The following is a 21,980-nucleotide window of genomic DNA, read 5'->3' on the forward strand; positions in this document are numbered from 1 at the left end:
AGTGGTACCTCCAGGAATCGAACCAGGGACACAAGGATTTTCAGTCCTTTGCTCTACCAACTGAGCTAAGGTACCTCTGTTAAGCGGTTGCAAATATATATGCTTTTTAGATTTCTACCAAAAGAAAAGTGAAAAGATAATGGACTTTATTTTAATCTAAGATAGGATATGGTTGGTGCTATGGTAAATCAACTGTATTTAAAATAATAACTTCAATTTGGTTTAAAGGTTTTAATGTTAGTTAATGTCCCGTGTGGAGTAATGTGTAAAATAACTAAATGAAGATTGAAATGTTAGCATAAATTAGCTTTTAATAGATTGTTGTGAGATGGAGTTCATGTTGACCTGATTAGTTTTTAAAAAGTAAGAGTAATAGCTTTAAAACAAAAAATCCCGAAACTAAAGTTTCAGGATTTTTGTAGTGGTACCTCCAGGAATCGAACCAGGGACACAAGGATTTTCAGTCCTTTGCTCTACCAACTGAGCTAAGGTACCTCTGTTAAGCGGATGCAAATTTATGTTCTTTTTAGGTTTTCACCAAATGAAATGTGATAAAAATGTGATTTTTTTCCGCTGTTGTTTTTATTTCATTAATAATCAATTGAGTACTAAAAATAAAATTTTATTAATTCTTGTTTTGTAAATTTACAGCTTTAATAAAAAGGATGAATTTAGTCATAGATGTTGGGAATACGCTAGTTAAACTGGCCGTTTTTAGTGAAAACAAGCTGATAGAAAAGCAGACTGTTGAGTTGAGTAATATTATTGAAGCGATTAAAGGTTTAAAGGCTGTTTATAAAAGCATTAAGCAAGCCATAGTATCATCGGTAGGGAAGTTAGACGATAAGACATTAGAGGAGATTAAAAATCTATTCAGTTTGTTCGTTGTAGACGCTAATACCAGGTTGCCCTTTATAAATAAATACCAAACCCCAAAAACTTTGGGAGTCGATCGCATAGGATTGGTATGTGCAGCCGTAAATCAGTTTCCAAAAACCAATACTTTAATTATAGATGCAGGCACTTGTATTACCTACGATTTTGTAACCAGTAGTGAGGAGTATCTGGGTGGTGCCATTTCTCCAGGTCTAAGAATGCGTTATAAAGCTTTAAATAATTTAACCGCCAAGTTACCGTTATTAGATACAGAGATGCCAGAAAGTATTATTGGAGACTCGACAATAACCTCAATACATTCCGGTGTTGTTTACGGTGTTTTAAAGGAAATGGAAGGAATTATTCTTAATTATCAAGAAAAATATTCAGATTTAACAGTTATTTTAACAGGCGGTGATTGTAATTTCTTGTCTAAACAATTAAAAAGTACCATATTTGTCAACCTGAATTTTCTTTTAGAAGGTTTAAATCAAATATTACAATTTAATTCAAACGAATGATCAAAAAACTTGTATTAATTTTTATTGCAGTTATTGCAATTAAAAGTTACGGGCAAGAGGGAACAGCCTCGCCATATTCATTTTACGGTATTGGTAGCTTAAAATTTAAAGGTACTGTAGAAAACCGTAGCATGGGAGGTCTTAGTATTTATTCAGATAGTATACATGTGAATTTAAGAAACCCTGCATCTTATGCCGGGAATAATTTTAAAGGACTTAACGATGGGAGCAGTCTGGTGAAGTATACTGTGGGGGGGACTTATTCTAACATAAACTTAAAAAGTGATTCTGGGAGCGATAAAGCATCGTCTACAACTTTCGATTACTTGGCGATGAATATCCCTATGGGGAAATTTGGTGTTGGTTTCGGGTTGATGCCTTATACTTCTGTAGGCTATAAATTAGAATCTTTAAATGATTCTGGAAATTTATCTCATCGATTTACCGGAAAAGGTGGGTTAAATAAAGTGTTTATGGGCTTAGGTTATCAAATTGTGGATGGATTAAGTATTGGGGTTGATTTTCAATACAACTTTGGGAATATTCAGAACAGTACTGTTGCCTTTAATTACGACGATGATGGTATCCCGACACAATACCAGTCCAGAGAAAATAACCGATCAGATTTAAGCGGATTGAATGTGAATTTAGGTGTGAACTATAAAACCATGTTAACTGAAAAACTGGAATTTGTTTCAGCATTAACGTATACACCACAAAGCGATTTAGCATCAGAAAACGAACGTTCGTACTCTACAATTACATTGTCTAGTACCGGACAAGAATTTGTAGTAGATACTATAGATGAAGATTTAGAGGCTGAAGGCTTACAACAAACCGATTTAATCATGCCTTCAAAATTATCTTTTGGTGCAGGTATCGGGCAACCATTAAAGTGGTTTGTAGGTGTTGAAACAGAGTTTTTAAGCTCCAGTAAATTTTCAAACGAATTATACAGAACAGGAACTTCAGCTTACGAAGATTCTAAGAAATATACCATTGGAGGATTTTTTATTCCGCAGTATAACTCCTTCAATAATTACTTTAAACGTGTAACTTACAGAGCCGGAATGCATTTTGAAAATACAGGTTTACAGTTTGAAGATGAGTCTATAAACGAGTTTGGCATATCTTTTGGAGTAGGATTACCAGTTGGTACATTTTTCTCTAATGCAAACTTAGGTCTAGAACTAGGAAAAAGAGGTACAACTAACAGCAATTTAATACAAGAGAATTTTATTAATTTCCAATTAAGTTTATCTTTGAACGATAGATGGTTTCAGAAAAGGAAATATGACTAACAGAAAAAGAGAAAAATTAAGAAACATGAAAACGAAAATTACATTTTTATTTGCTTTATTATTTGTTGGCTTCGCAGGATTTGCACAACAAGATGAGGAATGTATGACTAAGCTTTCTATATTCCATGAGTATGTAAAAGCAAAAAATTATGACGCTGCTTACGAACCTTGGAAGGCTGTAAGAGAAAAATGCCCGAAATTTAATATAGCTATCTATATTGATGGAGAGAAAATTTTAGAGGATAAATTATATAAAGTTGAAGGTGACGAAAAAGTAGCAGTAATAAACGATTTATTAAAGCTTTGGGAGCAACGTGTTGAATATTTCCCAAGTAAAACGCCTAAAGGAGAATTTGCTGCACAGGCTTGTCAATTACAATATGACAACTATAAGTTATTAAATAAATCTGCAGAAGATTTATATGCTTGTTTTGATGCAGCTTATAAATTAGATAAAGCAACATTTACAAACCCAAAAAGTTTATATACTTATTTTTCTTTAATGGTGGATTTATATGATGCTAAAAAGAAAACTGATGCGGAGTTATTTGATAAGTATGATGATGTTGCAGAAAAGATAGAAAGCGAGGTTAAAAACTACTCTGAAAAGTTAAACCCAATTATCGAAAAAGAAGAGGCAGGAACTGAGTTATCAAGTAAAGACAAGCAGTATAAAAAATACTACGAAAGTTATTTAGGAGCTTACGATCAGGTATCTGGTGCTATGGATAAAAAATTAGGTGACCGTGCAAACTGCGAAAACTTAATTCCTTTATATGAAAAAGATTTTGAAGCTAACAAAACAAACATTACTTGGGTGCGTAGAGCTGTAGCTAAAATGTATGAGAAAGAATGTACAGATAGCCCGCTATTTGTTAAATTGGTAAATGCTCAGCATGAATTAAATCCTTCAGCAAACTCTGCTTACTATTTAGGAGTATTAAAAGATAAGGAAGGAAAATCTGACGAGGCACTTACTTTCTATAAAGAAGCAATCAGTTTAGAAACTGATAATTTTGAGAAATCTAAAATAACTTATAAATTAGGTAGATCTTTCCAAAAGAAAGGAAGTTTTGGTACCGCAAGAGATTATTACAGACAAACACTTAGATTGAACCCTTCAAATGGTCGCCCTCACTTAGCAATTGCAGCAATGTATGCAGCAAGTGCTAACAGTTGTGGAGATACGCCATTTAATAAAAGAGCGGTATATTGGTTAGCAGCTCAGGAAGCAGCTAAGGCTGGGAATGTTGATGCTACGTTAAAGAAATCTGCTGCACAATCGGTAGCGAGTTACAATGCTAAAGCACCGCAAAGATCTGAAATTTTTAGTTCAGGTAGTGCAGGGAAAGTAATCAATATTGGATGTTGGATTAATGGTTCTGTAACAGTTCCAAGTATTTAATGAATACAAGAATAGTAAATAATATTTTCTACATAGTCACCGCATTTACGGTGACTATGTTTTTTTCATGTAACAACAGTTATAATGAGGTGCAGCAATTGGGAATGTCTGAAAACGAACCTATAGGTGTTGCCGAGCATATCAATTTAAAGTATACCGATTCTGGTCGAGTAACCGCCAATTTGCTGAGCGCGAAAATGCTGGATTATAGCAATCGTGATTTTCCGTTTAATGAATTTCAGGATGGTATTACCTTGTATCTGTATGACGAAAATAACAAACGAAGTACCGTTGTGGCTGATTATGCCATAGTATACAATAAAACCGATTTAATCGATTTACAAGGAAATGTTGTGATTACTACTGTTGATAACCGTGAACTAAAAACCGATCAGTTGTATTACGATCAAAAAAAAGAATGGTTGTTTACCAACAAACCCGTAGTTTTTGCTTCAGAAACGGATATTATTAATGGTAACGGTTTTGATTCGAATTCAAAATTCACAAATGCCGAAGTATTAGAAGTAACGGGGATCATCACCGTTGAAGATTAGATTTAGTTTTAATCTTCTGAAATTAAAATTCGGCTTACTTCAAATTTAATTATCTTTACATTATAAAAATTAACAATTACTCCAATGTATTTTTTATAAAAAGGACGCATTTGAGAATTAATATACGTTTATGACATACTCTAAAATTTTTCAATACGCTTATCTGGTTTTCGCCGTGTTATTTCTTTACGATGGTTTAACTAAACTAGGTAAAGGTACCGGTGCTTATGTATCGTTCGCTTTGGCAGGATTAGCTGTTTTTATCTTTTTCTTTAGAAGAAAGTTTGCAAACAAATACAATAACAAAAACGATAAGAAATAGATGAGCATTTATGTTGTAATCATAATTGTATCATTATTATTGTCTGCTTTTTTCTCAGGAATGGAGATTGCTTATGTGTCTTCAAATAAAATTCATATTGAAATAGAAAAAAAGCAGGAAGGTTTACTTTCCAATGTATTAAAAAAACTTACCGCAAAACCTTCTAAGTTTATAGCGACCATGCTTATTGGTAACAATATAGCTTTGGTTATTTACGGGTTTTTTATGGGCGATTTGTTGGTGGAGTGGTTCCAGTCTTTATTGCCATCACCATACAATTTTGTCAACATTATGTTAGACGATTTTAGTTTGTTAGCCCAAACCATTATCTCAACACTGGTGATTTTAATTACGGCGGAATTTTTGCCTAAAGTGTTTTTTCAGATTTATGCGAACACTTTAATTAAAACCTTAGCTGTTCCGGCTTATGTGTTTTACCTTTTATTCAGTGTCATTTCAGAATTTGTGATCTGGATTTCCGATTTTGTGTTGAAATATGTTTTTAAAACCGAAGGCGATCAAATTCAGCTAGCTTTTACAAAGTTAGAGCTTGGTAATTACATCAGTGAGCAAATGGAATCGGTAGAGGCACATGAAGAAGTCGATTCTGAAATTCAGATTTTTCAAAATGCACTGGAATTTTCAGAAGTCAAAGCTCGTGAGGTGATGGTGCCGCGTACCGAAATTACCGCAATTGAAATAAAAGATTCGCTGAAAAATTTAAACGCCTTATTTACTGAAACCGGTTTTACCAAAATTTTGGTTTATAAAGAAACCATAGACGATATTGTAGGCTATGTACACTCGTTCGAGTTGTTTAAAAAACCAAAGGATATTAAAGCCATGGTGTTGCCGGTAGAGTTTGTACCTGAAACGGTTTTAATTAAGGATGTGCTGAGTTTACTTATTAAAAAACGCAAAAGTATCGCGGTGGTTTTAGATGAATACGGTGGAACATCAGGAATTATGTCGGTTGAAGATATTGTTGAAGAATTATTTGGTGAAATTGAAGACGAACACGATACGATAGATTTAATAGAAGAAAAGCATGAAGATGATACTTACACGTTTTCAGCGCGTCTGGAAGTCGATTATATTAATGAAACCTATAAATTAAACTTGCCGGAAGGTGATAATTACGAGACTTTAGGCGGACTTATTGTGAATCACACTCAGGAAATTCCTTCACAGGACGAGGTTGTCAAAATCGATTCTTTTCAATTCTCTATTCTGGAAGTATCGAACACCAAAATAGACCTTATTCAGCTTAAAATAATAGATGAAGATTAATGCTTAATTAAAACATCTAACTCCTTTTATTATTAAATAGAAAATAGTATTTTCGCCCACGATGTATGTGCGAGAGTTACATATGTAGAACTTAACAAGCTAAATCCCAACAAGGATTTTTTAAAAATTTTTAATTACAGATGGCAGTTTTAAATAAGATTAGACAACGCTCACTATTTTTAATAGTGGTCATAGCATTAGCGTTATTTTCTTTTGTATTAGCAGATTTATTTAAAAGCGGAAGTGCTTTAACAGGTAGCGAAAATGTAGTAGCGACAATTAATGGAAAAGAGATTACCCGTGAAGATTTTCTTCAAAAAGTAGAAATAGCACAACGTCAGTTAGGACCAAATGCAACAACTACGCAGGTTATGAACCGTGTTTGGGAACAAGAAGTGAGAAAAGCAGTGATGGAAACTCAATTTGAAGAGTTAGGGATTACTGTAGAAAAAGATCAAATGCGTGATTTATTAAGAACGGCATTGGCGAATAGCCCTGAATTTTTAAATGAAGCTGGTTTATTTGATGAAAACAAGTTAAATGAGTACATCGCTAACTTAAAAGAAACCTCTCCGGAAGGATACGCTCAGTGGATCGAGTATGAGAAAACTGTAGCATCTAATGCCTTACAACAAAACTACTTTAACATGGTTAAAGCTGGTTTAACAGGAACTTTAGCTGAAGGTGAGTTGGAATATAAATTAGAAGGAAACAAAGTTGATATTAAATATGTACAACTGCCATACAGTTCTATTGCTGATAGCTTGGTTGAAGTATCGAAATCTGATATTTCAAGCTACATTAGTAAAAACAAAAAGAAATACGAGGTTGAAGCTTCTAGAGATATCAAATTTGTTCAGTTTAATGAAGTAGCATCTGTTGAAGATGAAAACGAAATTAAAGCAGAATTAACAGATCTTTTAAAAGACAGCGAAGAGTATAACAGCGTAACGAAAGCTAATGAAACTAGAAAAGGCTTTTTAAATACAACCGATAATGAAGGGTTTGTGAATTCAAACTCAGATATTAAGTTCGACGATCGTTTTCTATTCAAATCAAGTTTACCATCTACAATTGCTGATAGTATTTTTAAACGAAATGTAGGTGACGTTTACGGTCCTTATAAAGATAACGGATATTATAAAATTTCAAAAGTAGTAGCAGTTAAGCAAGTACCAGATTCAGCAAAAGTAAGACACATTTTAGTTCCGTTTATCGGAGCGCAAAGCGCACAACCTGATGTTACTCAAACTGATGCACAGGCTAAAGCAACAGCCGATAGTTTATTAACAGTAATTAAAGGAGATCGTTCTAGATTTGAATCTTTAGTAACTGAGTTTTCTTCAGATCAGGGAAGTGTAGAAAACGGAGGTCGTTATGACTGGCACCCATACAACACTATGGTTCCAGAATTTAATGATTTCGAATTCGAAGGTAATGTAGGTGATTTAGGTGTTGTTAAAACCGTATTCGGTTACCACATCATCGAGATTGAAGGGCTTAAAGAAAAGCAAAAAGCGGTTCAAGTAGGAACTATTGCTAGAAAGATTGAGCCTTCTGAAGCTACAGTTGATAAAGTGTTCAGAGATGCATCAAGTTTTGAGTTAGCGGTTTTAGCCGATAAAGATTTCGAAACTGAAGCAAAAGACAAAAACTTTGTAGTTAGACCAGTTAACGGTATTAAAGTTTTAGACGAAAATATTCCAGGTGTTGGAAACCAAAGAGCAATTGTGCGTTGGGCATTTGAAGAAGGTAGCGAAGTTGGAGCTATCAAACGTTTCTCTATTCCTAACGGATATGTAATTGCTCAGTTAGTAGCTAAACATGAAAAAGGGTTAATGTCTGTTGAAGAAGCAACAGCTAGCGTTTTACCAATTGTTCGTAAAGAGAAAAAAGCAGAAATGCTTAGAGATAAAGTATCTGCAACTAACTTAGATGATTTAGCCGCAAGTCAGAATACATCAGTTAGAACGGCATCTGCGATTAATATGAAGAACCCAACAATTTCTGGTGCTGGTAGAGAGCCTTTAGTGGTTGGAGCTGCTTTTGGATTAAACGAAGGTGAAACTTCAGAATTAATTGATGGAAATAATGGTGTTTACATGATTCAGGTGACTAAAATAGAACCTGCTGTAGCTTTAGATAATTATCAAGGTGCTGCTAATCGTGTTGAACAGCAAAAAGTAAATGTGGTAACTTCTAAGTTATATAACGCATTAAAAGAAGCTGCTGATATTGAAGATAACCGAGTAGAAACTCAGATTCAATAAGAAGCTTATAGATAAGTTAAAAAGCGGGACAATTACTTGTCCCGCTTTTTTTTTGTGCCTGTTTGAGATTTATAGAATTGACCGTAGTTTAATATTGGCAGTGTTTTGTTGAGATATTCTTAATTTTAAAAAATCAGTTATTCGAGATTTTAAAGAATCATTTCTCTGTATGGGAGTATGGTATAATAGCCTTTGTCTTTAAAATATACTGTTGGATCATTTTCACTAGTCACTAAAATAAAATCGCCGCCCCAAGCACCTAGACTTTTTACAGAGCCATTAAAGTCAGGAAACAAACGGTCTTTAACAGGTTGCTGTTTAATAACTTTTGAAATAATCGATTCATGTTGCGTTAATAAGTCTTCAAATTCTGATAGTGAAGTACAATTAATTAATAGAGAAGTAATGGTGTTTATTTCAGAAATAACAGGTTGAATATTCGATTTGTTATTGTTATATATTGCAATGCCTTCACGGCTGTTTTGCTTTTCATTTAAATACACAAAATAAATATGTTCTTTAAAGTCAGGATTGAAAATTAAAGTGTTCACTTCAATATAATCTTCAGTTCTATGAAAAAGGAGTGGTTGGTTGTTTTGCGCACAGGCAATATCGTAGCCGCTACCGCCAAAGGTGTTTTTTAACAAGTCGTAAGCATCAACCCTTGCCCAGTCTGCAATGTTATTAATTAATGTGGATGATGTTCCTAATCCCCAGTTTTTAGGAAAAGTTAACTCTGTTGAAATATTGTACCCTTGGTTCGTGCTTAAAAAATCAGGGTTTAAGGTTTTGGCGATATTTATAATTTGAACAATTCTATTGGACGTGTCATTATTCTGTAGCGGTTTGATGTTGTCGTTTTCAAAATAAAAATGTCCTTCAAACCATAACGATTTATCACTATTGTAACTTCTCCAAATGAGTTTAGGTTCATCGATAGGTGTAATGGTTAAAGACTGTCCGAACTTTGTTGGTAAAGCTAATGCTTTCGCACCGTCAAGCACAACATATTCTCCCGAAACTAAAAGTTTACCATTACTATAGAATTCCTGCATGGTTTAGTTACTTTTAGAACGTAAAGTTTCAATAGCTTCCACTACCGCGCTATGCGAAACTGTTTGGTTTTTAAACTGCTCGGTCAAAATCAGTTTTTCATCATTAGTAGCTTCAAACTGATTTAAAATATTCATTAAGTGCATTTTCATATGTCCTTGTTGAATACCTGTAGTCGTAAGTGAACGAAGAGCAGCAAAGTTTTGTGCCAATCCTGCAACAGCAACAATCTGCATCAATTCTTTAGCACTTGGATGATGTAATAACTCTAATGATAATTTTACCAAGGGATGTAATCCTGTTAAACCGCCAACAGTTCCTAAAGCCAGTGGCATTTCAATCCAAAAGGTAAATATACCATCTTCTACTTTAGCATGCGATAAGCTACTGTATTTTCCGTTTCGTGAAGCGTAGGCATGCGCACAGGCTTCAATAGCTCTAAAATCGTTCCCAGTAGCCAACACAACTGCGTCGATACCGTTCATAATACCTTTGTTGTGGGTTACAGCACGATAAGGTTCAATTTCAGCAATGTTAACCGCCTGAACGAATTTAGTAGCAAACTCATTTGCTGAAATGTTGTCGTTTTCGGTTAAGTCTTCAACTTTACAACTCACTTCGGCACGAACCAAACATTCCGGAACGTAATTCGATAAAATACTCATCACAATTTGAATGTCTTTTTCTGTTTCAGAAAAGGCATCAAAAGTTAAAGCTTCAGTTTTAAAGGTTTTTGCAAATTGCTCTAAACAGGAATTGATAAAGTTCGCACCCATAGCGTCCAACGTTTCAAAAGAGGCGTGTAATTGGTAGTAGCCTTCAATATCGTTGGTTTTATCACGAAGCTCAATATCTAAAATGCCACCCCCGCGTTTTTGCATATTTTTGGTAATCGGGTTGGCATCCTGGATTAGTTTAGGTTTTATATGAGAAAAATACTGTTGTAAAGTTTCTGTATTTCCTTGATACATAAAGTGCACTTGACCAATTTTAGTGGTCGAAATCACCCGAGTTTTAAATCCGCCACGATCCAGCCAGAATTTAGCAGCTTTACTGGCTGCAGCCACTACCGAACTTTCTTCGATAGCCATAGGAATGGTATATAATTTATCGTTTATTAAAAAGTTAGGAGCCACTCCAAGCGGTAAATAGTAATTGGTGATGGTGTTTTCAATAAACTCGTCGTGTAGGTTTTGCAATTTTTCGTTGGTATTCCAGTACTGTTTTAACACCGTTTTAGCTTGTTCGGCATTAGAAAAATAGGTTTCAACCATCCAATCAATTTTCTTTGATTTCGATAATTTTGAAAAACCGGCGATAGATTTACTCATAGAATGTTTATTAACTCGATAACCGAGATTTAAACTTTCGAGATTTCCCTCGAAAGTTGTATTATTAATCATATCCGTCCTCGTGCGTTTAAAGCATCTGGTTTGTTTCGCAAAGATACTACTCTTAAATGCAATATTGAAACATGTTTATTTTATTTGAAGACGTTATTAAAGTGTTAATAAAAAGGGTGTTTTGTATTATTTTTAGTAAAATTGGGCTCTCTTTACGAAATAAATATTTTTTTTAATGAAATACTTACAATTATCGTTTTATGTCTGCGTACTGTTCGTGGCTAGTTTAACTGCTCAAAATAAGCAAATTACCCTTGAAGAAATATGGAATGGTACGTTTAGAACAGAGCGTATGGATGTCCTTCATTCTATGGCAAATGGTCAGCAGTATTCTGTTTTTAACTTCGATAGATCCACCCGTTCAACTTCAGTAGATATCTACGATTACAAAACACTTGAAAAAGTTAAGACTTTAGTCGATTCCAGAGATATTCAGGAATTAAATTACTTTACCAATTACACCTTCAGTAAAGACGAAACCAAAGTGCTTTTAGCAACCAATGAAGAATCTATTTATCGTCATTCGGTATTAGGAAATTATTTTGTTTACAATGTAGTCGATAAATCGGTGGTTTCAATTTCAGATGAACGTATTCAGGAACCAACATTCTCGCCAGATGGTTCGAAAGTTGCTTATGTTTTTAACAATAATATTTACGTAAAAGATTTAACCTCTGGTGCTACAACTCAGGTAACGAAAGATGGAGAAAAGAATAAAATTATAAACGGTGTGACCGACTGGGTTTACGAAGAAGAATTTGCTTTTGTTCGCGCTTTCGAATGGAATGTTGATGGAACTAAAATTGCCTTTATCCGTTTTGATGAAACCAATGTACCTGAATTTTCTATGGATGTTTACGGAGAAAGTCTGTACCCAACACAACAAGTATTTAAATATCCTAAAGCAGGTGAGACTAACTCAGCTGTATCGCTTCATTTATATGATTTAAATTCAAACGCTATTGAAGCTGTTAAGGTAGGTAAAGATTACAACGATTTTTACATTCCAAGAATCAAGTGGACAAACGATGCTAATGTATTAAGTGCACATTATTTAAATAGAAAGCAAAACGCGTTGGATTTATGGTTGATTGATGCTTCTAAAAACACATCGTCTCTAGTGTTAGCAGAAACCGATAAAGCTTATGTAGACGTTACAGATAACTTAACTTTTTTAGAAGACAACAGTTTTATTTGGACAAGTGAAAAGGACGGCTACAACCATATTTATCACTATTCAAAAAAAGGAGAGTTAATCAATCAGGTAACAACTGGAAACTGGGAAGTGACAGCATATTATGGTTACGATGAAAAGAGCGATAGAATTTTTTATCAGTCGGTAGAAAATGGTTCAATTAATCGTGATGTGTATTCTGTGAAATTAAACGGGCGAAGCAAAAAACGTTTATCACAAGCTGTAGGTACAAATAATGCCGATTTTAGTGCAGATTTCTCATATTTCATCAATACATTTTCAAACACAACAACACCACCGGTATATACTTTAAACAAAGCGTCGACTGGAGATGTTATTAAAAATATAAAAGACAATAAAGCACTTGTTAATCAATTAGCAAACTATACAATTTCAGAAAAGGAATTCAGTACTATTAATGTTAATGGGAATGACTTAAACATGTGGATGATTAAACCGGCTAAATTCGATGCGAACAAAGAATATCCGGTTTTAATGTTTCAGTATTCAGGACCGGGTTCTCAGCAGGTAGCTAATACATGGAATGCATCTAACGATTACTGGTATCAGCATTTAGCACAAGAGGGATATATTATTGTTTGTGTTGATGGTCGTGGAACAGGATATAAGGGGGCTGCCTTTAAAAAAGTGACTTATGAGCAATTAGGGAAATATGAAGTTGAAGATCAGATTTCCGCAGCAAAACAATTAGCAGAATTACCATATGTAGATGAAACCCGAATTGGAATCTGGGGATGGAGTTTTGGTGGTTTCATGAGTAGTAACTGTTTGTTTAAAGGTAATGATGTATTTAAAATGGCAATAGCAGTTGCTCCGGTAACTAGCTGGCGTTTTTACGATTCAGTATATACTGAGCGTTACAACGGATTACCTCAAGAGAATGCAAGTGGCTATGATGATAACTCTCCTATTAATCATGTTAGCAAATTAAAAGGTGATTTTCTTCTAGTTCATGGTACTGCCGATGATAATGTACACGTGCAAAACACAATGCGTTTGGTAGAGAGTTTGGTGCAGGCCGATAAGCAGTTTGACTGGGCGATTTACCCGGATAAAAATCATGGCATTTATGGAGGTAACACGAGGTTACATCTTTACAAAAAAATGACTAACTTCCTGAACGAAAATTTAGGAGATAAATTAAAATAAATCAACTAAGCTGTATTCGTACAGCTTAGTTTGTATAAATAACTAACACAAAATTTATGTCAGACACAATCACTACAACTAAACACAAAGAATTATTTGGACATCCAATAGGACTGTATGTTCTGTTTTTTACCGAAATGTGGGAACGTTTCTCTTACTATGGAATGCGAGCTATTTTGGTATTGTATTTAGTAGCTGAAGCTCAAGGTGCTAATGCAGGTTTAGGCTGGTCTAATGGAGAAGCTTTAGCTTTATATGGCTGGTATACGATGCTAGTTTACGTAGCATCTATTCCTGGAGGATGGATTGCTGATAAAATTCTTGGGCAAAAGAAAGCAGTGCTTTACGGAGGTATTCTGTTAGTGGCAGGACACAGTATTTTAGCTATTGAACAAATGTGGGCATTTTACACTGGTTTAGGATTAATTATAGCTGGTGTAGGAATGCTAAAACCAAATATTTCAACTATGGTTGGAGGACTTTATAAACAAGGTGATGTAAGACGTGACAAAGGTTTTACTATTTTTTATATCGGAATTAACGTTGGAGCTTTCTTAGCCAGTTTAATTGTTGGTTATGTAGGTGAAGTTTACGGATGGCATTATGGATTTGGTTTAGCTGGTATTGGAATGGCTTTAGGGCTTATTCAATATTTAGCGGGACAAAAGCATTTAAAGCATGTTGGAAACTTTTTAGGAGGTTCTGAAAATTCTTCTGATAATGAAAGCATGAATAAACCGCTTACTAAAGTGGAAAAAGACAGAGTTGTGGTTTTGTTCATTTCGTTCTTACTAGTAATAGTATTCTGGGGTGCTTTTGAGCAAGCCGGAGGATTAATGAATATTTATGCGATGGATAATACCAATAGAAATTTATTAGGTTGGGAAGTGCCAGCATCTTGGTTCCAGTCGTTAAACGCAATGTTTATTATTTTCCTAGGAACAACTGTTGCAGGATTTTGGGCTAAGCGTAAATTAAAGGGTAAAGTAGCTACCTCTCTTTTCAAAATGATTATTGGATTAATTATTATGGGAACAGGATTTTTCTTCATGACGGCTGCAGCAGCGCAATACCAAACAACCGGAAGTTCTGCTATGTATTGGTTGGTGTTAGCTTATTTATTTCATACAGTTGGAGAACTTTGTATTTCGCCTGTGGCATTATCTTATATTACAAAATTAGCGCCGGTTAAGTATGCGTCTTTAATGATGGGTATTTATTTTGCAATGACCGGTTTTGGTAATAAGTTAGCTGGATTGTTAGGGGAAGCTTCTGAGAGTTTAGGTGAGTACGCCATTTTTACAGGTATTGCCGTGTTTTGTGTAATATTTGGTTCTCTGGTTATGATGTTTAGAAATAAATTAGAAGCCTTAACACACGGAGCCGAAGACAACGAGCGTGAAATGCATGATGAATAAGAGATAAATATTAAGAAAGAATTAAATTATAATTTTATTAAATGAGTACTGAGAACTTTAGATTTGAAGGTTCAGATATGAACCGTAAGTTATTAATGGGGCATCCATCTGGATTGTTTGTGTTGTTTTTTACTGAAATGTGGGAGCGTTTTTCATATTATGGAATGCGTGCTATTTTGGTTCTATTTTTAACTTCAGCTATTATTGATGGTGGTTGGGCTTGGAGTAGAGAAGATGCTTTAGGACTTTATGGAACTTATACGATGCTAGTTTACTTCTCCCCAATTTTGGGAGGTTTTCTGGCAGACAAAATATTTGGATACCGTAGAGCAGTAGCTTTAGGTGCATTAATTATGACACTTGGGCATGCAGCAATGGCACTTGATACGCCTTGGAGTTTGTATCTTGGTATAGGACTTTTAGTCGCAGGTAATGGTCTGTTCAAGCCAAATATTACTTCTATTATTAATGGAGTTTATAAAAATGCTCAAGATAAAAAAGATGGTGCGTTCACTATTTTTTACATGGGTGTAAATGCAGGAGCATTCTTAGGAATATTACTTTGTGGATACATTGGTGAATCTGTCGGATGGCATTATGGATTTGGTCTAGCTGGAGTGTTCATGTTTTTAGGAATGATTCAGTTTTGGTTAGCTCAAAGTATTTTTGGCAGAATTGGTTTATCTCCTAAAGCAACAATAGGATTTGATGAGGAAAATAAACAATTAGGGAATTCAGAAGATTCAGAAGAAGTTGTGCCAGCTAATGTTCAAAGAGATCGCTATATTGTGGTAGGGGTCTTAGCCTTTTTTACCATTTTCTTTTGGGCAGCTTTTGAACAAGCCGGGGGATCTATGACTATTTTTGCCTCAGATTATACGAATAGAGTCTTGGAAGGTAATGCAGCTACAGCTTTTAGAATAGCCAATACGCTTTTAACAGTCGTTCCATTGTTAATTATTACATATGTGTTATTTCAATTATTTAAAATAACGTTTAGCAAGTATAAATTTTCGAACATAGCTTTAGCATCCAGTTTTGCTATTATTTGGGCTATTGTAATTTATATGTTAAAAGAACAATTTGCACAAGAAGATACTGAAATCCCTGCATCATGGTTCGGTATTTTAAATTCCTTTTATATTATTGCTTTTGCTCCTTTAGTATCAAAAATTTGGGAAAGTAAGTTTAATCCCCCAGCAACCGTTAAGTTTGGAGTTGGCTTAGTACTTTTAGGCTTAGGTTTCGGAGTTTTAGCTTATGGTTCAGCGAGTATTCCTCAGGGAGCTCAAACGGCTTCAGTAAGTATAATCTGGTTGATTTTAGCTTATTTGCTACACACTCTAGGGGAATTATCATTATCACCAGTAGGGTTGTCTTATGTTAGTAAATTAGTGCCAGCAGCTAAAATAGGTATGATGTTTGGTTTATGGTATATTGCTATTGGTTTAGGAAATAAAGCAGCAGGAACTATGGGAGGACTTATCGATAAAATTACTGCAGCTTACGATATGAGTACATTCTTTTTAATTTTTACAATTGTACCTATTGTTGCGGGGCTTATAGTAATGAGTTTAACACCCGTTATGAAAAAACTAATGCACGGTGTACGTTAAGCGAATATAATCGTTAAAAACATTGAAAAAGCTCCAGTTTTGGAGCTTTTTTTGTAAGTTAGGCATACGTTTTGATATTTAGTAGTTATGAAAAAAATAGGATTTATAATGCTTTTAGCTGTTTTAACATCGGTTGGCAGCATAGCTCAGGAAATAAAATGGGTGACTTTAGAGCAGGCACTGGAGCTGCAAAAGAAAACCCCGAAAAAGATTATGATGGATGTCTATACCAGCTGGTGTGGCCCTTGTAAAATGTTAGATAAAAACACGTTTCAAAATCCAGATGTTGCCGACTATGTGAACAAAAATTATTATGCGGTTAAATTTAATGCCGAAGGTAGCGATGAGGTTAGTTATAAAGGGAAAACCTTTTCTAATCCAGGATATAAACCAGAATTGGCAAGCAGACGAAATTCAGCTCACGAATTAACCAGATACTTTCAGGTGAGTGCGTACCCAACTATTATTTTTATGGATGAAAAAGGGGAGTTGATAGCTCCAATTCGTGGATATCAACAACCGAATCAGTTGGAGCTTTATTTAAAATTGTTTAAAAATGATGACCATAAGACTATGGATTCTCAGGAAAAATTCAACGAATATTATAAAGCATTCAAGCCGGAATTTAAAAGTTAGAAATTAATAACGAATACTATAAGCTCCCTTTTCGCCTGTGTAGTGAAAAGGGAGTTTTCTTTTTGAACAAACATTTCCCCATTGTTCTATATACGATTTGTAATTGCTGCCATCAGCGATAATGGTTTTGGGTTTAATAGAATCTATAAGTCGGTTTAAGTTTAGTTGTGGTGATTGCCGGAGTAAAACATAATCTGGTTGAACTGATTTTATATTATAAATTCCTAAGCTGTCTATTATCAAAATTGTTTTGGTGTCAAGTAAATAAATAGGTTTTAAGCTATCTCTTTTAGTCGTTTCAATATGTTTTGAAATCTGATAATTATTAACAATGTTTTGGAATAAAGGCATGCTATCTACATCAGTTGCAAAAGTTAGTTGATGATTTATTGTATTCCCAATTAAAGTATGTCTGCTTTTATGAAAAATGATAAATTCCTGGTGGGGTTTATTGTAAGATATAAAAATGAAGGCCAATTGTATAACTATAATACCAGATAGAAGTAATTTAAAAGAAGTGTAGTTTCTTTTTTTGAACAGTAGAACGCTAGCTATAATTAAAATATAAGCCGCTAAGGTTTGTGACAAGCTAAAAGCAATAGTTTCATATATAAATTGACTTTGCTGAGCCACCCAGGAAATAAATGTATTCATGGAAGTAATAATATAACCAAAGCAACTGTTTAAAACATTTGAAGGTATATTTAGCAATGCCTGAATGAGTATTAGAATACCAAATCCAAGAATAAAGCCAAGTGGCGGAATGATGACTAAGTTGGATATAAAAAACAGACCAGAGAATTGATGAAAGTAATATAAACTTATGGGAAAAATTCCAAGTTGGGCAGAAATGGTAACGGTGAGCGTGTGCCAATAAAAATTTAAAATTTTATTCTTCGGTATCCATAGTTTGTAGAGTATCGGGTCAATGGTTACAATAGAAAAAACGGCCAGATAACTCAATTGAAAACCCACATCGAATAGAAACAAGGGTTTAACCAGCAATATGGCGAGCATACTTAAGGCAAGAGTATTGTAAATATTGGTTGGGCGTTTTAAATTCATAGCAATGGCCAAAACACTAAACATGGTAACGGCTCTGGTTACCGAGGCTGATAACCCAGCGATAACAGCAAAGCTCCATAATAGAAGCACAAGTAAAATGATTTTACAGGTCTTGCCATGCTTTATGGACTCCATAGGTTTTAAAATGAAGTTTAAAAACATCAGGATGATGCCTACATGCAGACCCGAAACAGCCAGAATATGAATAACTCCAGCATTTACATAGCTGGAGTAAATGTCTTCACTAATATCTTGGCGTTGTCCAAGTAAGAGAGCATTTATTATCGCAAGTTCGTCAGGTTTGAAATGGTAGACTTTTAGTTTGTTGTTAATGTGTTTTCTAAGGCCATCGGCAAGTCCTAAAAGTGTTTTTGTATTTGATTTTATTTTGAAAAGTTCATTGTAATTTGAAGTGATTTGATGATAAATATATTTCTTCTTTAAATAAGCTTTGTAATCAAATTGTCCCGGGTTTAAAGGTGCCGATATACTTTGAAAATACCCTTTACTAATGTAAACGTCATCGATATGAAGTTCTGTGTTCGTAGAGTCTTTTGAGATATTCAATAGTGTTTTTCCAGAAGCTATGGAGTCATCTATTTCAAGAATATCTACAATGTATTTATTGTAATAGGTATTGGGTTTTAAAATCTCCCGAATTCTAAAAGTGGTTGTAGGTACTGAATCTGTATTGAGAATTTTTGTATAATGATTTTTAAAAAGACTTTGATCATGCAGACTAACCGTTAGGATTCCAATACAAATCATGCAGAAGTGGCTAATCAGTCCAAACCAAATGGTTTTCATGAATTGTTTTCTGGCAATAAGATAACTGATGAATAGTAAAAACAGGCTAGCAAGTGTTAAAAACAGACTTGATGAAGCAGAGAATGTATAAAAATAAGCCATTGTTATACCTGTAGTCAGGCATAAGGTTAGCTTAATTATTGTGAAATTGAGTACATTCATACTCAATAAATATAAGAAATATCTTATAGAATTCTACGGGCTTCTACAAAACTATCTGTCCAGTAGTCCTCAGAGAGTCTCGAAACAATCACTCCGGCACGTGTTGTGGCATGAATAAATTGAATATCATCTTCGGTAGTGATGATTAATCCAACATGATTAATATCATTTCTTCGGTTTTGAGTTCTAAAGAAAAGCAGGTCGCCTTCCTGAACTTTTTTCAAGGGAATTTTGTCTCCCTGTTTAGCCATATCTCTGGAAATGCGCGGTAAAATAATGTCGTGCGCTCTGAAGGATTCAAAAACCAAACCTGAGCAATCCATGCCAGCGTTAGTGGTACCTCCCCATTTATAACGCACGCCTTCAAATTGTAAAGCATAGTGGGTTATGGCATCAGCTTTACTTTTTTCTTCGTTATCTTCTTCAACAGGCTTAGCAGGTTCTTCAGCGTATTCTATTTCGGCAGTTTTACTATCGTAAGTATTTAATGCACGCTTGGCATCAATAATAACCTGTGAATCGTTAGAGGTTTTATGTTTAGCATGTTTTGATGATTTACAACTGCTAAGACCAAGAGTTAAAATAAGTAGGGTGCAAATACTCCTCATAAAGTATTTTAGTTTTTTAATGAATTGTAAATTAATTGCGCTGTTTTTTTACTCGCTCCTTTTCCGCCAAGGGTCTTTTCTAGCTCGTAATAATTTAAGAACATTTTTTTACGTTCTGTTTCGTCCAAAATACGAGTTAATTCTTGTTTTAGCCTTTTCTTGTTGAAATCATTCTGAATTAATTCGGTTACCACTTCTTTATCCATAATTAAGTTTACTAACGAAATAAACTTTAAAGTTATTATTCGTTTTGCAATATGATAGGAAATGGCACTGGCTTTATAACACACCACTTGAGGAATTTTGAATAAAGCGGTTTCCAAAGTAGCTGTCCCTGAAGTCACTAAAGCGGCAGTTGAAATGCTCAATAAATCGTAGGTTTTATTCGCTATGTATTTTACGTTGTTTGATTTAATGAAGGTTTCATAAAAACTGTAATCCTGACTAGGAGCACCGGCAATAACGAATTGATAATCTTTAAAATCATCAACCATTTCTAACATAACCGAAAGCATATTTTTAATTTCTTGTTTTCGGCTGCCGGGTAATAAGGCAATGATAGGTTTGTTTCCCAGATCATGCGTTTTTCTGAAATTACTTTCGTTTACCTGTTCGCGATTAGCAATGGCATCAATTAGCGGATGCCCAACAAAGTTGACTTTAAAATCATACTTTTTATAAAAATCTTCAACAAAAGGTAAAATGACATACATGGCGTCGATATCGCGTTTAATATCGAAAACACGTTTCGCGCGCGAAGCCCAAACCTGCGGAGAAATGTAATAGTTTGTTCGAATGCCTTCCTGTTTTGCCCATTTGGCTATGCGGAGATTGAATCCGGAATTATCGATAAAAATAAGCACATCCGGTTTATAAGATTTAATATCTTCCTTGCAAAAAGCAATCAGTTTGAAGATTTTATTTAAATTCATAATCACTTCAGCGAAGCCCATGAATGCGCGTTCTTTGTAGTGTTTTACTAAAGTACCTCCAACAGCCTGCATAAGATCGCCACCCCAAAACCTGATTTCAGCATTAGAATCTACTTCTAATAAAGCTTTCATTAGGTTTGAGCCGTGTAAATCGCCCGATGCTTCTCCTGCTAAAATATAATACTTCATTTAAAACAGTTTAAAAATAAAGGTAGATACCGCTATAAAAATGGTAATAACCAACACACCTCGTGCCCTGTAATCCTGACGCTTTCTTATAAAGATAAAAAATGCAATTAAGTTTAAAACAGCACCTAAACTAATTAGTTTTCCTAAAAAGCCTTCTCTGTATGCTGCTTTTATTACGGTTGTAAAATCTTGGCCTTGCCCTAAAAGGGTTGCAATTAATATGAGGCCAACAACGTTAGCGATTAGTCCAACGGCGATGCCAATAAAAAGTTCTTTTTTAATCATTTAAATTCCAGGAGTTTAAATTTTGAATGTAATGGTGTGCCGTTAAATCGAATTGTACGGGCACGACAGAAACATAACCGTGCTCTAAAGCCCACTCATCTGTATCTTCTCCGCCATCTAAATTCACAAAACGACCGGTAAGCCAGTAGTAATCTTTGCCTTGGGGCGTTTTGCGTTTGTCGAATTCTTCAACCCAATTGGCTCTGGCTTGCCTGCAAACTTTAATACCTTTAATACCTTCTTTCGGTAAATTTGGCAGATTGACATTTAATACAACACCTGTGGGTAAACCGTGTTTTAATACATTTTCGGCAATAGTTTTTACAAAACTTTTAGCGGCTTCAAAGTTGGCGCTCCATTTGTAATCCAATAGTGAAAAACCAATGGCAGGAATCCCTTCAATGCCAGCTTCAATAGCAGCGCTCATAGTGCCTGAATAAATTACGTTTATAGAAGAGTTTGAGCCGTGATTGATTCCGGAAACGCATATGTCGGGTTTTCGGTCTAATTTTTCACGGATGGCTAGCTTTACGCAGTCGGCAGGAGTTCCTGAGCAGCTGTATTCTGTTTGTGGGCCATCATCAACTTTTACCTGTTCCACATACAAAGTCGAATCGATGGTAATGGCATGTCCCATACCGCTTTGCGGACTGTCTGGAGCTACAACTACCACATCTCCAATGGTATTCATAATTGAAATAAGTGTGCGAATACCGGGAGCTGTTATGCCGTCGTCATTCGTTACAAGTATAAGAGGTCGTTCTGTCATTTTCATTCTTAAAATTGTAGTGCTAAAATACATAATTTCCGCAGGATACGCTTTATTTATTCGGTTTAACAAAAAATTAGTAGCAAATGCCGGTGTTGGCATAGTTTTTTCTTTATTTTAGTAAAAAAATGTC

18 protein-coding genes and 2 tRNA genes are annotated in these 21,980 nt (G+C 34.7%); 11 read left to right on the plus strand and 9 right to left on the minus strand.

Annotation, left to right across the window (positions count from 1 at the left end):
- Positions 1-2: 2 nt before the first annotated feature.
- Both ICJ84_RS12730 and ICJ84_RS12735 read right to left on the minus strand, forming a co-directional pair.
- Positions 3-75, minus strand: a tRNA-Phe gene (locus ICJ84_RS12730).
- Between the two features lie 347 nt (positions 76-422).
- Positions 423-495: transfer RNA gene (locus ICJ84_RS12735), tRNA-Phe, on the minus strand.
- A gap of 170 nt (positions 496-665) precedes the next feature.
- Between ICJ84_RS12735 and ICJ84_RS12740 the strand changes: the two genes are divergently transcribed.
- The 7 genes from ICJ84_RS12740 (at position 666) to ICJ84_RS12770 (ending at position 8,539) form a co-directional block, all read left to right on the plus strand.
- Positions 666-1,397, plus strand: a complete 732-nt coding sequence (locus ICJ84_RS12740) for a type III pantothenate kinase (RefSeq protein WP_188216798.1) — start codon at positions 666-668, stop codon at positions 1,395-1,397.
- Entirely contained in the window at positions 1,394-2,698 is a 1,305-nt protein-coding gene (locus ICJ84_RS12745; RefSeq protein WP_188216799.1) for a hypothetical protein, read from the plus strand. Before ICJ84_RS12740 ends, ICJ84_RS12745 begins: the two co-directional genes overlap by 4 nt.
- Positions 2,699-2,723: 25 nt before the next feature.
- Positions 2,724-4,103, plus strand: coding sequence for a hypothetical protein (locus ICJ84_RS12750; RefSeq protein WP_241748759.1), 1,380 nt, complete (start codon positions 2,724-2,726; stop codon positions 4,101-4,103).
- Positions 4,103-4,657, plus strand: a complete 555-nt coding sequence (gene lptC / locus ICJ84_RS12755; protein ID WP_188216801.1) for an LPS export ABC transporter periplasmic protein LptC — start codon at positions 4,103-4,105, stop codon at positions 4,655-4,657. Before ICJ84_RS12750 ends, lptC begins: the two co-directional genes overlap by 1 nt.
- Before the next feature lie 130 nt (positions 4,658-4,787).
- Positions 4,788-4,979: a hypothetical protein gene (locus ICJ84_RS12760; RefSeq protein WP_188216802.1), complete on the plus strand. Its 192-nt coding sequence runs from the start codon at positions 4,788-4,790 to the stop codon at positions 4,977-4,979.
- Positions 4,980-6,269: a hemolysin family protein gene (locus tag ICJ84_RS12765; RefSeq protein WP_188216803.1), complete on the plus strand. Its 1,290-nt coding sequence runs from the start codon at positions 4,980-4,982 to the stop codon at positions 6,267-6,269.
- Between the two features lie 140 nt (positions 6,270-6,409).
- Positions 6,410-8,539 carry a peptidylprolyl isomerase gene (locus tag ICJ84_RS12770; protein WP_188216804.1) on the plus strand — a complete coding sequence of 710 codons (2,130 nt, stop codon included), beginning with the start codon at positions 6,410-6,412 and terminating at the stop codon, positions 8,537-8,539.
- Between the two features lie 149 nt (positions 8,540-8,688).
- Here ICJ84_RS12770 and ICJ84_RS12775 read toward each other — a convergent pair whose 3' ends face one another.
- Both ICJ84_RS12775 and ICJ84_RS12780 read right to left on the minus strand, forming a co-directional pair.
- Positions 8,689-9,594, minus strand: coding sequence for a GYDIA family GHMP kinase (locus ICJ84_RS12775; RefSeq protein WP_188216805.1), 906 nt, complete (start codon positions 9,592-9,594; stop codon positions 8,689-8,691).
- A 3-nt stretch (positions 9,595-9,597) separates the two neighbouring features.
- On the minus strand, positions 9,598-10,923 hold the full coding sequence (locus tag ICJ84_RS12780; protein ID WP_188216806.1) for a hydroxymethylglutaryl-CoA reductase, degradative: 1,326 nt from the start codon (positions 10,921-10,923) through the stop codon (positions 9,598-9,600).
- A gap of 247 nt (positions 10,924-11,170) precedes the next feature.
- Between ICJ84_RS12780 and ICJ84_RS12785 the strand changes: the two genes are divergently transcribed.
- From ICJ84_RS12785 to ICJ84_RS12800, 4 genes are all read left to right on the plus strand, one after another.
- Positions 11,171-13,360 (plus strand): S9 family peptidase, encoded by a 2,190-nt coding sequence (locus ICJ84_RS12785; protein WP_188216807.1) that lies wholly within the window; start codon positions 11,171-11,173, stop codon positions 13,358-13,360.
- A gap of 56 nt (positions 13,361-13,416) precedes the next feature.
- The gene (locus ICJ84_RS12790) at positions 13,417-14,778 is read left to right on the plus strand and encodes a peptide MFS transporter (RefSeq protein WP_188216808.1); all 1,362 of its coding nucleotides are present in this window, start codon (positions 13,417-13,419) and stop codon (positions 14,776-14,778) included.
- A 41-nt stretch (positions 14,779-14,819) separates the two neighbouring features.
- On the plus strand, positions 14,820-16,394 hold the full coding sequence (locus ICJ84_RS12795; RefSeq protein ID WP_188216809.1) for a peptide MFS transporter: 1,575 nt from the start codon (positions 14,820-14,822) through the stop codon (positions 16,392-16,394).
- Positions 16,395-16,481: 87 nt separating this feature from the next.
- The gene (locus ICJ84_RS12800; RefSeq protein ID WP_188216810.1) at positions 16,482-17,030 is read left to right on the plus strand and encodes a thioredoxin family protein; all 549 of its coding nucleotides are present in this window, start codon (positions 16,482-16,484) and stop codon (positions 17,028-17,030) included.
- Positions 17,031-17,033: 3 nt separating this feature from the next.
- Here ICJ84_RS12800 and ICJ84_RS12805 read toward each other — a convergent pair whose 3' ends face one another.
- The 5 genes from ICJ84_RS12805 to surE all read right to left on the minus strand — a co-directional run bounded on the left by ICJ84_RS12805 (position 17,034) and on the right by surE (position 21,847).
- The gene (locus ICJ84_RS12805) at positions 17,034-19,004 is read right to left on the minus strand and encodes a ComEC/Rec2 family competence protein (RefSeq protein WP_241748760.1); all 1,971 of its coding nucleotides are present in this window, start codon (positions 19,002-19,004) and stop codon (positions 17,034-17,036) included.
- Between the two features lie 83 nt (positions 19,005-19,087).
- A complete protein-coding gene (locus ICJ84_RS12810) occupies positions 19,088-19,672 on the minus strand; it encodes a C40 family peptidase (protein WP_188216812.1) in 585 nt (194 codons plus the stop codon).
- Between the two features lie 8 nt (positions 19,673-19,680).
- Positions 19,681-20,793, minus strand: a complete 1,113-nt coding sequence (lpxB, locus tag ICJ84_RS12815; RefSeq protein WP_188216813.1) for a lipid-A-disaccharide synthase — start codon at positions 20,791-20,793, stop codon at positions 19,681-19,683.
- The gene (locus ICJ84_RS12820) at positions 20,794-21,078 is read right to left on the minus strand and encodes a hypothetical protein (protein ID WP_188216814.1); all 285 of its coding nucleotides are present in this window, start codon (positions 21,076-21,078) and stop codon (positions 20,794-20,796) included.
- Positions 21,071-21,847, minus strand: coding sequence for a 5'/3'-nucleotidase SurE (surE, locus tag ICJ84_RS12825; protein WP_188217004.1), 777 nt, complete (start codon positions 21,845-21,847; stop codon positions 21,071-21,073). The genes ICJ84_RS12820 and surE overlap by 8 nt, the downstream gene beginning before the upstream one ends.
- Positions 21,848-21,980 lie beyond the last annotated feature (133 nt).

The organism is Aestuariibaculum suncheonense (assembly GCF_014596935.1).
Taxonomy (GTDB): domain Bacteria; phylum Bacteroidota; class Bacteroidia; order Flavobacteriales; family Flavobacteriaceae; genus Aestuariibaculum; species Aestuariibaculum suncheonense.

Bases quoted from the DNA above. Each gene is read 5' to 3' on its own strand.
- ICJ84_RS12740 (WP_188216798.1), top strand. From the start codon at position 666: ATGAATTTAGTCATAGATGTTGGGAATACGCTAGTTAAACTGGCCGTT.
- ICJ84_RS12745 (WP_188216799.1), top strand. From the start codon at position 1,394: ATGATCAAAAAACTTGTATTAATTTTTATTGCAGTTATTGCAATTAAA.
- ICJ84_RS12750 (WP_241748759.1), top strand. From the start codon at position 2,724: ATGAAAACGAAAATTACATTTTTATTTGCTTTATTATTTGTTGGCTTC.
- lptC (WP_188216801.1), top strand. From the start codon at position 4,103: ATGAATACAAGAATAGTAAATAATATTTTCTACATAGTCACCGCATTT.
- ICJ84_RS12760 (WP_188216802.1), top strand. From the start codon at position 4,788: ATGACATACTCTAAAATTTTTCAATACGCTTATCTGGTTTTCGCCGTG.
- ICJ84_RS12765 (WP_188216803.1), top strand. From the start codon at position 4,980: ATGAGCATTTATGTTGTAATCATAATTGTATCATTATTATTGTCTGCT.
- ICJ84_RS12770 (WP_188216804.1), top strand. From the start codon at position 6,410: ATGGCAGTTTTAAATAAGATTAGACAACGCTCACTATTTTTAATAGTG.
- ICJ84_RS12775 (WP_188216805.1), bottom strand. From the start codon at position 9,594: ATGCAGGAATTCTATAGTAATGGTAAACTTTTAGTTTCGGGAGAATAT.
- ICJ84_RS12780 (WP_188216806.1), bottom strand. From the start codon at position 10,923: ATGAGTAAATCTATCGCCGGTTTTTCAAAATTATCGAAATCAAAGAAA.
- ICJ84_RS12785 (WP_188216807.1), top strand. From the start codon at position 11,171: ATGAAATACTTACAATTATCGTTTTATGTCTGCGTACTGTTCGTGGCT.
- ICJ84_RS12790 (WP_188216808.1), top strand. From the start codon at position 13,417: ATGTCAGACACAATCACTACAACTAAACACAAAGAATTATTTGGACAT.
- ICJ84_RS12795 (WP_188216809.1), top strand. From the start codon at position 14,820: ATGAGTACTGAGAACTTTAGATTTGAAGGTTCAGATATGAACCGTAAG.
- ICJ84_RS12800 (WP_188216810.1), top strand. From the start codon at position 16,482: ATGAAAAAAATAGGATTTATAATGCTTTTAGCTGTTTTAACATCGGTT.
- ICJ84_RS12805 (WP_241748760.1), bottom strand. From the start codon at position 19,004: ATGGCTTATTTTTATACATTCTCTGCTTCATCAAGTCTGTTTTTAACA.
- ICJ84_RS12810 (WP_188216812.1), bottom strand. From the start codon at position 19,672: ATGAGGAGTATTTGCACCCTACTTATTTTAACTCTTGGTCTTAGCAGT.
- lpxB (WP_188216813.1), bottom strand. From the start codon at position 20,793: ATGAAGTATTATATTTTAGCAGGAGAAGCATCGGGCGATTTACACGGC.
- ICJ84_RS12820 (WP_188216814.1), bottom strand. From the start codon at position 21,078: ATGATTAAAAAAGAACTTTTTATTGGCATCGCCGTTGGACTAATCGCT.
- surE (WP_188217004.1), bottom strand. From the start codon at position 21,847: ATGACAGAACGACCTCTTATACTTGTAACGAATGACGACGGCATAACA.